Consider the following 15,162-nt stretch of genomic DNA (forward strand, 5'->3'; position numbering starts at 1 on the left):
TTAATGTGTTAATTTTGTTCATGGCTCGTCTTTTTTAGTTTGTTTGGTTTTGCAACTACAAATCTAAAAAATTCAAGCCTTTTTTTATGATACTTCTGAAACCGTGATAATGTCTATTATATTCTCAAATTACCACTTTAGCATAATTTAGTTCAACCCATTTTCTCATTTGAAATCATATCAGTAAAAACAATTTATTGGTAAACAAGGTTAAAACCTTGATAGAAATCTTGGAAAATCTCCAAGATTTGGTCTGCCCAATAGATAATATCCCTATTTTTGTAAAATAATCAAATGGGATTTGAAAAATTCATCTATATTATTTGCCAAAATCAGATAAGTTATCTAAAATTTATTAGCCTAGTAAATAAAAAATCTTGTTCTAGTAAATTTGCGGCATTAATTAACAGTACACAATTTTCATCAAGATTATGTCGGACGATAAATTCATCAATCCTATCAATAAAGATAAAGTAGCCGAAAATCCGGGCTTATTACCTTATGCACATACCGCTGGTGGTGCAGTAATTAGACCCGAGGATATGGGCAAAACCAAAGGTCGCTCGGTAACTGCAATGCGCCAACAAACTGACCGTCAAATGAACCAGTTGTATGAACAAATGGAGACTTTGGCAAGGCAAGCAAAAGCGCTTGCTCAGCGCCGTGAAATTTCTGAAAGGATTTACACTGCTACCGTGGGGTTTGACCCTATCATCAACGAAACCTACTATATGTACGAGAAAGAAGATGGTACAGATTTATTGTCGCTGGTAGCACCACACGAGTGGGGTCGTTCGTTCAAGTATGTTAGATATGTCGCAAAAGTATTACTTTTGGCCGACCATACTTGGGATGTTACTTACAATGAAGAATTAGACAAAGAACAATAAGGCATTAGTGCTTATTCATTATTTAATTATACAATTATGATTCAGTGGGAAACCATCAAGGAATATCAAGAAATCCTGTTTCAATTTCATGAGGCTGGGATTGCCAAAATCTCTATCAATCGCCCTCATGTACACAATGCTTTTACGCCATTGACCGTAAAAGAAATGATTGACGCCATGAACATCTGTCGTGACGACGAGCGTATTGGTGTTATTATTTTGACAGGTGAAGGTGGTCGTGCTTTTTGTAGTGGTGGCGACCAGTCTGTTCGTGGACACGGTGGATACATCGGTACAGACGCTGTACCTCGTTTGAACGTGTTAGATTTGCAAAAACAAATTCGTTCAATTCCTAAACCAGTGGTGGCTATGGTTGCAGGTTGGGCTATTGGCGGAGGTCACGTTTTGCACGTAGTTTGCGACTTGTCTATCGCTGCTGAAAACGCTCGTTTTGGACAAACTGGTCCAAATGTAGGATCTTTCGACGGCGGTTTTGGGGCATCTTACTTGGCTAGAGTAGTAGGTCAGAAAAAAGCTCGTGAGATTTGGTTCTTGTGTGACCAATATAATGCTCAAGAGGCTTTGGATATGGGATTGGTCAACAAAGTAGTTCCTTTAGAAAAACTTGAAGAAACAACCGTTGAATGGTGTTTGAAAATGTTAGAAAAGAGTCCTTTGGCACTTCGCATGTTGAAATCTGCGTTTAATGCTGAATTAGACGGACAAGCAGGTATTCAAGAATTAGCAGGAAATGCTACTTTGTTGTACTACTTATCTGACGAAGCAAAAGAAGGAAAAAATGCTTTCTTGGAAAAAAGAAAACCAGACTTCAGCAAATTCCCAAAATTCCCATAAAGAATCGAATACTGAACTAAAGAGCATTGAAATGCTTTTTTCAAAACTCAACATTCAGCATTTTCAAACGACGCCCAATCATATTTTTATGGTTGGGCGTTTTTGATTATTGACTCATATACAACAATTTAGATTTTATCCAAAAAAAACTTATCACCGCAAATCAACCTTTTATCTACAAATTGTGTCTATAGTGGAAGCAAATACTTCCAAATTTTCATAACAAGATTCAAGACCAAAGCGTTAAGTATATCAAGATTTCTCTTAGTTTTGGGGAAATAACAAACGAAGAAGATACGTACGGGATTTTCTTTTATAAAATTTGTAAAATACTTAATTCTTATAGAAATGAACTATTGGTTAGTAAAGTCTGAGCCTTTCAAATATTCGTGGGATGATTTTGTAGCGCAAGGAGTCGGTATGTGGGACGGTGTTAGAAATTATCAAGCTCGTAATAACATGAAAAGTATGAAGCTTGGAGATTTAGTGTTTTTTTATCACTCCAACGAAGGACTTGAAGTTGTCGGTATTGCTAAGGTGGTTAAAGAACATTACCCCGACCCTACTACCGACGATGAACGTTGGGTTGTTGTAGATTTATCACCTGTTGAAAAATTGCCAAAAACAGTTACACTTAAACAAATGAAGAATGATGAAAGACTACAAGATTTAGCATTAATCAAACAATCTCGCTTGTCGGTTACTCCTGTAAAATCGGAAGAATTTGACATCATAGTGGGATTGGCTCATGAGTAAATAGCTGATCTACAAGCTTTTGTTAATCTATAACCCAATCACAACATACATGAAAAAGATATTGTTGATTTTAAGTTGGCTACTTTGTACAACTGCAATGTATGCCCAAAGTGTAAAGCGCATAGAGATTCCGCTGCCCTCGGCATCTTCTGAATACTTTACAATTCCTTTACAAAAGCAAGGTGTGCTTCTTTTGTCCCAAATCAACAAAAATCAGTTTAACCTCATTAAACTTGATACCAACCTTGAAACTGTTTGGAATGTAAATGGTACAATAGATGGCAATCTCGATTATGTAAAACACTCTTATGATGGCAAAAATGTGTACTTGCTTTTTAGCCGCTATCGTAGCAATGTATTCGAAGTAATCAAGGTAAATCTTGGCCCTGGTTTTATCGAAAAATTTCAAATTATGTCAGTCGACAGACTTGAAGTTTCTGATTTTCAAGCACTCAACTCATCAGTATTTATCGGAGGACTTGTCAACAGCCAACCCATTATTCTGTACACAGATTTAGCCGCTCGCAAGACCAAAGTATTGCCTTCTGCTTTGAAAAATCAAGCTGAATTACAATCGATGGAGCTCGACACGGTAAACCATTTTGTCAACGTAACTTATGCTGTTGGTAATAAAGGGAAAAATTATCAATTAGTAGTAAAATCCTTTGACGAAGAAGGTACGCCTATCAATCAAATTGTGATGGATACCCAAGAAGATTTTGCTATGATGAACGGGCGTCTTAATATGGTTTCGGATAGCACTCAAATCATGTTTGGTACTTACGGTCACAAAAATTCAATCGGTACACAGCGAGGACCTACTTCTCAAGGAATTTATTTCAGTAAAATGCTCGACAATGAGATGACAGATTTGAAGTTTTATAGTTTTACCGATTTCAAAAACTTCTTTAATTATCTCAGCGAAAAACAGCGTTTGAAGCAAGAGAGAAAAATTCAAGATAAAAAAGATAAAGGTGAAGACCTCCGCTTGGATTATCGTTTCTTGGTACATGATATTGTCAAACAAGATGATAAATACATTCTTGTAGCCGAAGCATTTTATGCAGATTATCGTTACAACAACTTCAATAACCCTTACAGTCCGTTTAGCTCTTGGGGTTCTGGTTTGTATGGTAGCCCTTGGAATTCCTTCTATAATCCATACCGTTGGGGCTATGGCTACTATGGTTTGTATTCGCCATTTAGTAGTTACTACAGTCCATGGGGATATGGAAACCGATATTATGGTAACTCACAAACTTTTGATGGTTGGATATACACCCATGCCATTGTAGCTGCCTTTGATGAAAAAGGAAATCTGTTGTGGGATAACAGTATTCCACTAAAGGATGTTAAAGAGCCCAAATTGGTTGAAAAAGTACAAGCTTCAATCAAAGGCGATCAAATCACACTTACCTACAGTAACAGAGGTCAAATTTTTACAAAAACTATTGTAAAAGATGTTACACTAGATGATTTAACACCCAAACAAGTAGATACTCAAGTGGAGGGTGATGTTGTGAAAAAAACTACGTCCGACCATATCGATTATTGGTTTGATAATTACTTTTTGGCTTCTGGCATTCAACGAATTAATAACGATTCCGAAAACCTTCGCCGTAATGTATTCTATTTGAACAAAGTATCTTTTTAGAATGCATTATTAGATATTCTCAACAAGGAGTATTTTAGAGGAATAGCGAAAAATTGAATTTTATAAATTAACGTTCTGTTTTTCAGATGTTTAAAGCCAAAACAAAAAATATTCGTAGTAAGCTTGAAGCATATAGCTAAAATTGCACGTATTCTAACAAGTCTTTTTTGTAAATTTGTAGCGGTATTCGAAAAGGATACCGCTTTTTATTTGCAGAAGTTTAATCAACAGAACAATTGAGCACAACCGTAATACAAACAGCAACGCCCAAAAACTGGAAAGCCTATCAACTTTTAGATTCGGGTGGTTTTGAGAAATTAGAGAAATTTGGAGACTATATCTTACGTCGTCCCGAACCGCAAGCGGCATGGGACAAGTCACTTTCTGAATTAGAATGGCAAAATAAAGCGCATGCTTATTTCAAAAAAGACAAAGGCTCACAAGAAAAGGGCGAATGGATGCTGAAAAAAGGTATGGTTGATCGTTGGTATATGCCTTACCAAACAGCCACATTGAATCTTAATTTTAAATTAGCTCTTTCTTCTTTCAAACACGTTGGTATTTTTCCAGAACAAGCTATGAACTGGGATTTTATTATGGAAAAAGTAAAGAAAATGCCTGTAAAAAATCCTAAGGTTTTGAATCTCTTTGCTTATACTGGTGGTGCTTCCATCGCAGCCAAACAAGCGGGAGCCGATGTAACACACGTGGATTCAATCAAACAAGTGATTAGCTGGTCACGCGACAATATGGAAGCTAGTCAGCTCGACAATATTCGTTGGGTAGTCGAAGATGCCATGAAGTTTGTACGTCGTGAGGCAAAACGAGGAAATGTATATCAAGGAATTATTCTTGACCCTCCTGCCTATGGCCGTGGGCCAGATGGAGAAAAATGGATATTGGAAGAACAGATAAATGAAATGCTCAAAACTGTTGCACAAATTTTAGATAAAGAAAATTATTTTCTCATCTTGAATATGTACTCCATGGGATTCTCTTCTCTCATTGTCGAAAATCTAGTAAAGTGTAGCTTTGAGCATTCCAAAAATCATGAATTCGGGGAGCTTTACTTGGAGGATTCTTTCAAAAAGAAACTTCCTCTTGGTGTGTATTATCGTTTTGCAAGCATCTAAAAATAGTACGAATTGGAGGATTTATTAAAGAAAGTGCTATCTAACTCAACTATCTTCCAATGTAGTAGTTATTTTTATTGTCGAAAAACTAGATAAATACTTCCAATGCTTTGAGTAGCAACAAGAAAAGGGCTAAAAGATAAAATTTCTTCATAACAACAAAATCAGTGATTAGTTAAGGTTTTACTAGTAGCAAATATATTGTTATTTATATTTTCAAACAATAATTTTTCTTTGTTTTGGGAACTTTTAAATGTTTTTTAATACAGCAATAATTTACATAGTAAAGGCTGTAATTTTGAGAATGATGAAAAGACTGTTTTTCGACTTTATATTCTTATTGGGGATAGGACTTTTATTGATAAGCTGTAATAGCGAGTCTAAAAAAGGGCTTTCGATCCCTGCTGTTCCTGAAGTTACCGAAAAAGCTCGCAGAGCTGCCGCAATTGAATTCTTAACCGATTTGATTAATTCGTCTTCTAGTTCCTCTGAAATTTATTACAAAAGAGCCAAATTATATCTTGAAGACGAAAGACCTAAAGATGCCTTAGATGATATTAATACCGCTATTGGCATGAAAGCCAACAATGGTCATTACTATCAAACGAAAGCGTTAATATTAAGAGAACTCAAGGAGCCACAGCAAGCACTTGAGGCTGCTTCTAAGGCAGAGGTGCTCAATGTAGAGTCGCCAGAACTCTTTACTCTTTTAGGAGATTTGTATCAGCAAATTGGACAATTCGCCAAAGCAAAATTGTACTTGAATAAGTCCTTACAAATTTCTCCTAATCATGGCGAAACCTATTTCTTTAAGGGCGAAATTGCTGCAAGGCAGGGCGATACCACAACGGCTTTACAGTATTTTCATCAAACACTTAATTTCAAGCCAACGTTTTTACCGCTTTATCTCAAGTTTGCAGAGGTTTATACAGCCTTACGTCAATATGATTTGGCCTTGTTTTATAGTGATGAAGGGATTAAACAACATCCTAAAAACGCTGAATTATACTATAAAAAGGGGGTTACCTATCAACGCGCCTATCAAACCGATAGCGCATTGGCAAGTTATACCAAAGCTGTCAAGTTAGATTCTTCCTTGACACAAGCTAGTTTTAGTGCTGGAATGTTGTATTTCAAAATCAAAAACTATCGTTACGCTTTGCCTCAATTTGCCCACACGGTCAAGATTAACCCTAAATACCCAGATGCCAAGCTTTACATGGCTATTTGTCAAGAATTTACAGGTGATTTTACTTCGGCAATCCTCACTTATGAGCAAATTATCGCCGAAAATCCAACAGATTACCGTGCTTCAGGAGGACTTTATCGTGCCAAACGTAAACAAGATTATGGAGCCTTTATTCCAGACAATTATGGCTCGTCTACCGATACCAGTAGCTTAAGTCAATATGATATTCCAAGAAAGAATGTAGATACTACATTTAGACCATTGCAACCAAAGTCAAGATTAAACTTAAAACCTGATTCTTCTCGAAAGAATTAATTATCTTTGAATAGTCTTTACGTTTTAATTCATAAATACAAAAACCCACGCCTGTAATGGCTATCCCTTCGAAGAAAGTTGTTTGTATAATTTTCTGACTTGGAAAGATAGAATACTGGCCGAAACTAAAACAATCAAATGATTAAAATCACTTTACCCGATGGTAGTGTTAGAGAGTATGCCCAGGGAGTCACTGGGATGGACATTGCCCTCAGTATTTCAGAAGGTCTTGCCAGAAATGTACTGGCAGCGAAGGTAAATGGAAAGGTAGTTGACGCATCATTACCTATCAATGAAGATTCCAATTTTCAATTACTTACGTGGAATGATACGGATGGAAAGCAAACCTTCTGGCACTCTTCAGCTCACTTGATGGCAGAGGCTATCGAGGCTTTATACCCAGGTACAAAATTTGGTATCGGTCCTGCTATCGAAACTGGATTTTACTACGATATCGACATGGGTGATAAAACCTTAAGCTCGGAAGACTTCAAGAAGATTGAAGATAAAATGGTAGAATTGGCTCGTCAAAAAAATGAATATCAACGCTCACCAATCTCAAAGGCAGAGGCGATTGAATACTTCACCGAAAAAGGCGACGAATATAAATTAGAACTAATCGATGGCTTAGAAGATGGCTCGATTACTTTCTATTCTCAAGGAAATTTTACTGACTTATGTCGTGGACCACACATTCCTAATACTGGCTTTATCAAAGCTATTAAATTGATGAGTGTAGCGGGTGCTTACTGGCGTGGTGATGTAAGCCGCAAACAAATGACACGTGTATATGCCGTTACATTCCCGAAACAAAAGGAATTAGACGAATATCTACACTTATTAGAAGAAGCTAAACGTCGCGACCACCGCAAGTTGGGTAAAGAATTAGAATTATTTGCTTTCTCTGAGAAAGTAGGTATGGGCTTGCCACTTTGGTTGCCAAAAGGAACAATGTTGCGTGAGCGTCTGGAAGGATTCCTTCGCAAAGCGCAAGTTCGTGCAGGCTATTCTCCTGTTGTTACTCCACATATCGCTTCTAAAGAACTATATGTAACATCGGGTCACTATGCCAAATACGGTCAGGATTCATTCCAGCCAATTCATACACCTGATGAAAACGAAGAGTTCTTCCTAAAACCAATGAACTGCCCTCATCACTGCGAGATTTACAAAGTGAAACCTCGTAGTTATCGTGAACTTCCATTGCGTTTGGCCGAATTCGGAACTGTATATCGTTACGAACAATCAGGTGAACTACACGGTTTAACTCGTGTAAGAGGATTTACTCAAGATGATGCACACATCTTCTGTCGTCCAGATCAAGTGGAAGAAGAGTTCATGAAAGTAATTGACCTTGTATTGTATGTTTTCAAGGCATTAGGTTTCGATAATTATTCGGCACAAATATCGCTTCGTGACCCAGAAAATAAAGAAAAGTACATCGGTAGAGATGAGGACTGGGAAAGAGCAGAAGCAGCTATTATTCGTTCGGCAGAAATCAAAGGTTTGCCAACAGTAGTAGAATTAGGCGAAGCGGCGTTCTATGGGCCAAAACTCGACTTTATGGTGAAAGACGCACTTGGTCGTAAATGGCAGTTGGGTACAATCCAAGTGGATTATCAATTACCACAACGTTTTGAGTTGGAATACACTGGTTCTGACAACCAAAAACACCGTCCAGTGATGATTCACCGTGCGCCATTTGGTTCATTAGAGCGTTTTGTGGCAATTTTGATTGAAAACACCGCGGGTAACTTCCCATTGTGGTTGTCACCAGATCAATTGGCCGTATTACCAATTTCTGAAAAATACGAAGATTATGCAAACGATTTATTCTTGAGATTACAAGAACAAGATTTGCGTGGATATATCGACCATAGAGATGAAAAAATTGGTAGAAAAATCCGTGATGCGGAAGTTTCAAAAATTCCATTCATGCTAATTGTGGGAGAAAAAGAATCTGCTGAAGGAAAAGTTTCAGTGCGTAAAAAAGGAGAAGGCGATTTAGGAATGATGACGATTGAAGAATTTATTCAATTGGCTCAAGAAGAAATCAATAAGAATTTAGCACGCATTAGCTAGACATCAAGTATTTGTAGCATTGGGCAAGTAACAAAAGAAAATTTTGAATTGCTTATCTAATGCTACAGATCAAATATGTAATAGCATCGAAAAATAATTTTGTGGTTTCACAGACGTGGAAATTTGCATTTCATTTTTTTTTGATTTAGATTTCGGAAAGATAAATTGATAACTATCTAATAATCACGAAAATCTGTAAATAGACTTTGTGCTGGAACATTTTTAGGACTATTATAGTTATTGATTTAAACAGTTTTTGAACTTCTAGCTCAATCTGATTTTATATAATTTAAAACTAATAACTTTTACAATATGGCGTTACGCCCGAATAATAATTACAAAGGGACAAAAAGAGAAGAGGAACCTTACAGAATTAATAATGCTATCCGTGGCGTTCAGCAGGTTCGTCTTGTAGGTGAAAACGTTGAACAAGGCATCGTTGAGTTCAAACAAGCCTTAGAAATTGCGAGTCAACAAGGATTAGACTTGGTAGAGATTTCGCCAAAAGCAGTTCCACCAGTATGTCGTGTTATTGATTACGCAAAGTTTAAATACGAACAGAAGAAAAAACAAAAAGAAATTAAAGCCAACGCAGCTAAAACAGTTGTAAAGGAAATTCGTTTCGGTCCTAACACAGATGAACACGATTTTAATTTCAAGTTAAAACACGCTATCAGTTTCTTGAAAGAAGGTGCAAAAGTGAAAGCTTATGTACACTTTGTTGGTCGTGCTATCGTATTTAAAGAAAGAGGAGAAATGCTTTTGCTTAATTTTGCAAAAGGTTTGGAAGAAGTGGGCAAGCCAGATGAAATGCCAAGATTGGAAGGAAAAAGAATGTCTATTATCTTCTCTCCAAAAGTTGTGAAGAAATAGTATTCAATTTCAAATTCTAGTTTGACTTTGACAATCTAATAAATCTGTAAAGGTTTATAGGTATATTTCAGGTAAACCCCTGATAATCAAAAGCCATTAATGACTGTTCGCAGCATTAATGGCTTTTTAAGTATTAATGCAAAATAAAATTGTATTAATACGCTACTGGCCGTAAGCCATAAGCATTAGGCAAAAAAGGTTTACCTATTTCATGAGAAATACTTTTCAATTTTTAGCTCTATGCAGATGCTTGGGGCTTTCAGGTAACGGCTTTCGGCGGTGGGTTTTGGAAAAAAGCATGGATGTGGGTAATAAAACATTTTAACACTCTGTGCCTTGTGCCTGTTGCCTCGTGCCTAAACACATAACTTAAATCTTATTCTGCACGATTACTTATTTCTTAAAAATTAATTACTAACGCAATTAATTGCAAACTTTTTTGTATCTTTGCGGACTATTTTACCAAGCCAAGACAGAAATGTTAAGGCAATTACTTTTCACAATTTAAACGTTTAACAGAAATGCCAAAAATTAAAACTAAGTCAGGAGCGAAAAAACGCTTCAAAGTGACTGGATCAGGCAAAATTAAGCGTAAGCACGCTTTCCACAGCCACATTTTAACAAAAAAATCTACTAAACGTAAGCGTAACTTGGTTCATGATACATTAGTATCATCTTCAGATATGAACAGAGTTACAGCTATGTTAGTATTGTAATTTTTTTCGGAAATCTAATTTCCATTTAGTTATTGTTCAACCAGAGAATTGGCCTTAAAGTTTTCTTCAATGAAACGCCAAATTTCAAAAAACAAACAAGATTATGCCACGTAGCGTCAATCACGTAGCGTCGAGAGCAAGACGTAAAAAAGTGCTTAAATTAGCCAAAGGTTTTTATGGAAGAGGTAAAAACGTTTGGACAGTAGCAAAAAACAAGATCGAGAAAGGTCTTCAATATGCTTACCGTGACCGTAAGGTTAAGAAAAGAGATTTCCGCTCATTGTGGATTCAACGTATCAATGCTGCTGCACGTCAAGAAGGTCTTTCTTACTCAGCATTCATGGGTAAAGTGAGCAAATCTGGTATCGAATTAAATAGAAAAGTATTAGCTGACTTAGCAATGAACCACCCAGAGGCGTTCAAAGCTGTAGTAGCTAAAGTAAAATAGCACAACAAAAGCCGAACCTCTAAGGAAGTTCGGCTTTTTTGTTTTTCTAGGTTTCAATCACCTTTGTTTTGATACCCACACAATTTCCTTCGGTAGGCTTTCCTAACAAATACACCTCAATCTCTATATTTCCTATTCTGTATATTTTTATATCTGTTAAATTGGCTGTTAATAGGGCTTGTAAATCTTCCGAAGCTTTTAACCAGCCCAATTCTTCTTCTCCAAACCAATCTTCTTTTTTTAATAAAGGTTTAAAAAAAGTTTCTAAATCCCATTCTGAAGTGGTGACATCTGGAGGAATTCCTAAAAATATTTTAAGAGATGCCACATCTGGTGTTCCCTCTATGGCAAATGGAGCATCAAAGAATTCAACCTTTTCATCAGATTCACTGGGATAATAAAGGTCAGCTACTAAGGCTGTTATCTTTTCGCCTAAAGATAAATTTGGAGCTTCCTGTGACAAATTGATAGCTGTTTCTGTCATAACACTGATTTTTATAGATTTTAATCATATTTTAGTTGAATTTATAAAAAGTCTTTCTATTATTGTACTCAACACAAACCAAATTTAAACCCCCATAAAGATGTTAGAGCAACTCATGGGTCTAATCCAAGACCATTCTCAAGACGCAATCGTTAATAACCCCGCTATTCCTAACGAAAAAAACAATGATGCAATGCAAACTATCCTTGGTGCCATTACTGGCGGGCTGCAACAGCAAGCTCAAGGCGGTGGTTTAGCTAGCGTTATGGGTCTTTTGGGTGGACAAGCAAATACAGGTGGTGGAAGTCTTATGTCTAATCCAATTGTAGCAAACATTACTCAGCAAGCAGTAACAGGTTTAATGCAAAAATTTGGACTTGAGAATAGTGCAGCAGCAGGAATTGTTAGTCAAGTATTACCAGGCGTAATTGGCTCCGTTATTTCAAAAACTAATGATCCAAATGACAATTCATTGAACATGTCAGATTTCACAAACGCATTTAGCGATGGTAAATTTGATATGAACGATGTATCTAACATTGCAGGCAAATTACTAGGCGGAGACGCTGGTGGCATTGGTGGCATGTTAGGAGGCTTATTCAAATAATAGAATCATACCGAACCCATTTATATATTCGAAGGTGTAAGATTTTTCTTACACCTTTTTTATTTTATCACTCACCATATTTCTAGTTAAAACTGTGATAAAATTTACTCAAGATGAAAAATTGAACAAGTTTCACCTTTATGATAATTGATTTCGTTACAATTTTTTTCTATCACATGACGACTTTACTTTTCTGATTATAAGTATTTTCTGATAAAAACTACATTATTAAGGAATAACTTTCTATTATTTATCAGTATTAAAACAGATAGAAATGTGTAGTTTTGACACAATATTTGTGAAATTAAATTCAATCTATCAATCCCCAATTAACAAAGCGTAATGCTTTTTAACCTCAATTATGAAAAAAGTACTATTTATCGCCGCGATGCTTCTGCGAATTTCCAGCTTCGCTCAGGAAAATGTAAGTATCTTTAGTCCCGACAGGCAATTAAAAGTTAATCTGACTATTACAGATGGAAAGGCAAATTATTCTGTTACTTACCAAGGTATTAAAGTATTGGAAAATTCGCCGCTGGGACTCATCACAAGCATTGGAGACTTTAGCAAATCGTTGACTTTGGTAAAAAAAGAAGAAAAGCAAATCGATAAGAATTACCAACAAAGCAGAATCAAAAAATCCGAGGTTCGTTATGTAGCTAATCAGCTAGTTTGTACTGTTTCAAATGCCGAAAAGAAGGTAATGGAAATTACATTCAACGTAAGTAATAACGATATTGCATTTAGATATGGGCTTGTACCTTTTAAAGAAACTGCCAATTGTATCATCGAAAAAGAGCTGACAGGTTTTAGTTTTCCAACTCAAACCACTACATTTTTGACCCCTCAGGCTCCCTCAGGAAGTGGATGGATGCGTACCAAACCAAGTTATGAGGAAGAGTATGAGGCGGATGCTCCACTCAATCAAAACTCCAAATATCGTTTGGGATATACCTTCCCAGCCTTGTTTCATGTCGGCAAAGAAGCTTGGGCTTTAGTTTCGGAAACAGGTGTAACAGGCGCCTATTGTGGTTCAAAATTAAGTGAATCTAATAATGGTACATTCAGCATTTCATTTCCTGAAAAAGACGAAAACAATGGTCATGGAAGTGCGGAGCCAGCAATGGCGTTACCAGCTACGACGCCTTGGCGTACTATTACTGTGGGAACAAGTCTGAAACCAATTGTAGAAACCACAATTCCTTTTGATGTTGTTGATCCACTTTATGCTCCTTCTCAGGAATATAAAGCAGGACGTGCTACTTGGAGCTGGATTATGTGGCAAGATGAAAGTATGAATTACGATGACCAAATTACCTTTATTGATTTGGCACAAAAATTAGGATATGAGTATATTTTGATGGACGCCCTTTGGGATAAAAATGTAGGATACAAACGCATGGAAGAACTTATCAAATATGCCCATTCTAAAAAAGTAGATGTGTTTTTGTGGTATAACTCTAATGGTGCATGGAACAATGCCCCTCAAGGCCCCAAACACTGCATGGATAATGCCATTGCACGTAAAAAAGAAATGAAATGGCTAAAAGCACAAGGTGTAAAAGGCTTGAAAGTGGACTTCTTTGGAGGCGATAAACAAGAAACTATTCAACTTTATGAAGAAATTTTGAGTGACGCTAACGAATATGGCCTTATGATTATCTTTCATGGCTGTACACTTCCTCGTGGTTGGGAACGAATGTATCCAAACTACGTGAGTAGTGAGGCAGTGCTAGCGTCCGAAAACTTGATTTTCAATCAGCATTTTGATGATAATGAAGCATTTAATGCGTCTCTGCATCCGTTTATTAGAAACACCGTCGGAAGTATGGATTTTGGCGGTACACTTCTCAATAAGCGTCTTAACAAAAATAATAATGGAGGCAGAACCCGCAAAACAACAGATATTTTTCAATTAGCCACTGCCGTATTATTTCAAACTACAGTTCAGAATTTTGCACTTACGCCAAACAATTTGACGGATGTTCCAAATTTTGAAATTGATTTTATGAAAAAAGTACCTACAACTTGGGATGAAACTGTTTTTGTAGATGGTTATCCAGGGAAATATTGCGTATTGGCACGTCGTCATGGCACTGAATGGTATTTGGTAGGTATCAATGCTGAAAAAACTGCCCTAAAAATCAATGTAAAATTGCCAATGTTTGCAGGAAAAACCGTTGCAGAATACAATGATGATGACAAAAGAAATCCAATTTTTAAGTCAACAAAAGTTAATAGCTCTGGAGAAGCTACTCTAACTATTCAGCCAGAAGGTGGAGTTATATGGGTGAAATAACGGGGTTCTATTTCGGATTTTTGATTTCGGATACTGAATTTGTGCCTTTGTCGGAGAAAACTCTGACAAACTTGCGTAAGCAATAATTTTATTTCTTACCTAGTCCGAGACTGTGTCTTTAACTAGGTAAGAATCACTCATTGACAATCTTCTCACGAATCGCCTTTGCCACGGCTTCAGTACCACATTGTACCTGTAATTTGAAATAGATATTTTTCAAATGTCGGCGTACTGTCTCTATCGAAATTGTACATTCGTGGGCAATCATTTTATACGAAAAACCTTTGGTCAAATATTCTAATACTTCCTTCTCTCTCTCTGTTAAATGATAGGAATTGGGGGTAGGCGCAGGTTTTCTAAAGGTCTGCAAAATACGTTTAGCAATTCCTGGTGACATGGGCGCACCACCTTCAAAAAGCTGTTTTATAGCGCCAAACAGCATACTCGGCGAGTCTTTCTTCAAGATATATCCATCTGCACCGTAGCTCAAACATGCAAAAAGCCGGTCATCATCTTCAAATACCGTGTGCATGATGACTTTCATGTTGGGGTATTTTTCTTTAACAATTTTTACTCCTGCAATACCATCAATAATAGGCATATCAATGTCCATTATGAGCATATCTGGTGACTCAGATTGGATATGCAGAAGAATATTTTCACAGTTATGGTGCGTGCCAACAACCAGAAACTCCTCCGCAGAATTTATCAGTAATTCGAGTAGTTCACGAAGTTTAGGGTTATCTTCATATATTGCAATTCTATTCATTATGTTAATTTGGGCTGTAGGAAAAATGTTACGTTTAGTGAAGACCTGTCAAATATTTTTTAATATTACAAAACAACAGAATAAATAGATAG

General features: G+C 36.6%; 14 protein-coding genes. 12 read left to right on the forward strand and 2 right to left on the reverse strand.

The features are described 5' to 3' along the window. Positions 1 to 431: 431 nt before the first annotated feature. The 10 genes from QM491_RS06370 (at position 432) to rplT (ending at position 10,911) form a co-directional block, all read left to right on the forward strand. Positions 432 to 890, forward strand: coding sequence for a DUF2452 domain-containing protein (locus QM491_RS06370; RefSeq protein WP_283326475.1), 459 nt, complete (start codon positions 432 to 434; stop codon positions 888 to 890). A gap of 36 nt (positions 891 to 926) precedes the next feature. Then, complete coding sequence (gene menB / locus QM491_RS06375; protein WP_095167294.1) at positions 927 to 1,745, forward strand: 1,4-dihydroxy-2-naphthoyl-CoA synthase; 819 nt, start codon at positions 927 to 929, stop codon at positions 1,743 to 1,745. Positions 1,746 to 2,093: 348 nt separating this feature from the next. Further along, positions 2,094 to 2,501 (forward strand): EVE domain-containing protein, encoded by a 408-nt coding sequence (locus tag QM491_RS06380; protein ID WP_166551094.1) that lies wholly within the window; start codon positions 2,094 to 2,096, stop codon positions 2,499 to 2,501. Positions 2,502 to 2,550: 49 nt separating this feature from the next. Next, the gene (locus QM491_RS06385; protein WP_283326476.1) at positions 2,551 to 4,155 is read left to right on the forward strand and encodes a hypothetical protein; all 1,605 of its coding nucleotides are present in this window, start codon (positions 2,551 to 2,553) and stop codon (positions 4,153 to 4,155) included. Positions 4,156 to 4,391: 236 nt separating this feature from the next. After that, complete coding sequence (locus tag QM491_RS06390) at positions 4,392 to 5,288, forward strand: class I SAM-dependent methyltransferase (protein WP_283326477.1); 897 nt, start codon at positions 4,392 to 4,394, stop codon at positions 5,286 to 5,288. 304 nt (positions 5,289 to 5,592) lie between these two features. Next, complete coding sequence (locus QM491_RS06395; RefSeq protein WP_283326478.1) at positions 5,593 to 6,792, forward strand: tetratricopeptide repeat protein; 1,200 nt, start codon at positions 5,593 to 5,595, stop codon at positions 6,790 to 6,792. Between the two features lie 138 nt (positions 6,793 to 6,930). Beyond that, positions 6,931 to 8,874, forward strand: a complete 1,944-nt coding sequence (gene thrS / locus QM491_RS06400; RefSeq protein WP_283326479.1) for a threonine--tRNA ligase — start codon at positions 6,931 to 6,933, stop codon at positions 8,872 to 8,874. 312 nt (positions 8,875 to 9,186) lie between these two features. Next, positions 9,187 to 9,747, forward strand: coding sequence for a translation initiation factor IF-3 (gene infC / locus QM491_RS06405; RefSeq protein ID WP_095167282.1), 561 nt, complete (start codon positions 9,187 to 9,189; stop codon positions 9,745 to 9,747). 521 nt (positions 9,748 to 10,268) lie between these two features. Continuing rightward, on the forward strand, positions 10,269 to 10,463 hold the full coding sequence (rpmI, locus tag QM491_RS06410) for a 50S ribosomal protein L35 (protein WP_166551099.1): 195 nt from the start codon (positions 10,269 to 10,271) through the stop codon (positions 10,461 to 10,463). Between the two features lie 103 nt (positions 10,464 to 10,566). Beyond that, a complete protein-coding gene (gene rplT, locus QM491_RS06415) occupies positions 10,567 to 10,911 on the forward strand; it encodes a 50S ribosomal protein L20 (RefSeq protein ID WP_095167278.1) in 345 nt (114 codons plus the stop codon). A 46-nt stretch (positions 10,912 to 10,957) separates the two neighbouring features. Here the strand turns inward: rplT and QM491_RS06420 are convergent, their stop codons facing one another. Further along, positions 10,958 to 11,395 (reverse strand): nuclease A inhibitor family protein, encoded by a 438-nt coding sequence (locus tag QM491_RS06420; protein WP_283326480.1) that lies wholly within the window; start codon positions 11,393 to 11,395, stop codon positions 10,958 to 10,960. Positions 11,396 to 11,495: 100 nt separating this feature from the next. Here QM491_RS06420 and QM491_RS06425 point away from each other — a divergent pair, with 100 nt between their 5' ends. Beyond that, positions 11,496 to 12,002 carry a DUF937 domain-containing protein gene (locus QM491_RS06425; RefSeq protein ID WP_283326481.1) on the forward strand — a complete coding sequence of 169 codons (507 nt, stop codon included), beginning with the start codon at positions 11,496 to 11,498 and terminating at the stop codon, positions 12,000 to 12,002. A 361-nt stretch (positions 12,003 to 12,363) separates the two neighbouring features. After that, a complete protein-coding gene (locus QM491_RS06430; protein ID WP_283326482.1) occupies positions 12,364 to 14,301 on the forward strand; it encodes a glycoside hydrolase family 97 protein in 1,938 nt (645 codons plus the stop codon). 133 nt (positions 14,302 to 14,434) lie between these two features. On the opposite strand, the gene QM491_RS06435 is transcribed toward QM491_RS06430, so the two are convergent. After that, positions 14,435 to 15,070, reverse strand: coding sequence for a response regulator (locus tag QM491_RS06435; protein ID WP_283326483.1), 636 nt, complete (start codon positions 15,068 to 15,070; stop codon positions 14,435 to 14,437). Positions 15,071 to 15,162: the final 92 nt, after the last annotated feature.

The sequence above is a fragment of the Flectobacillus longus genome (genome assembly GCF_030056705.1).
Classification (GTDB): domain Bacteria; phylum Bacteroidota; class Bacteroidia; order Cytophagales; family Spirosomataceae; genus Flectobacillus; species Flectobacillus longus.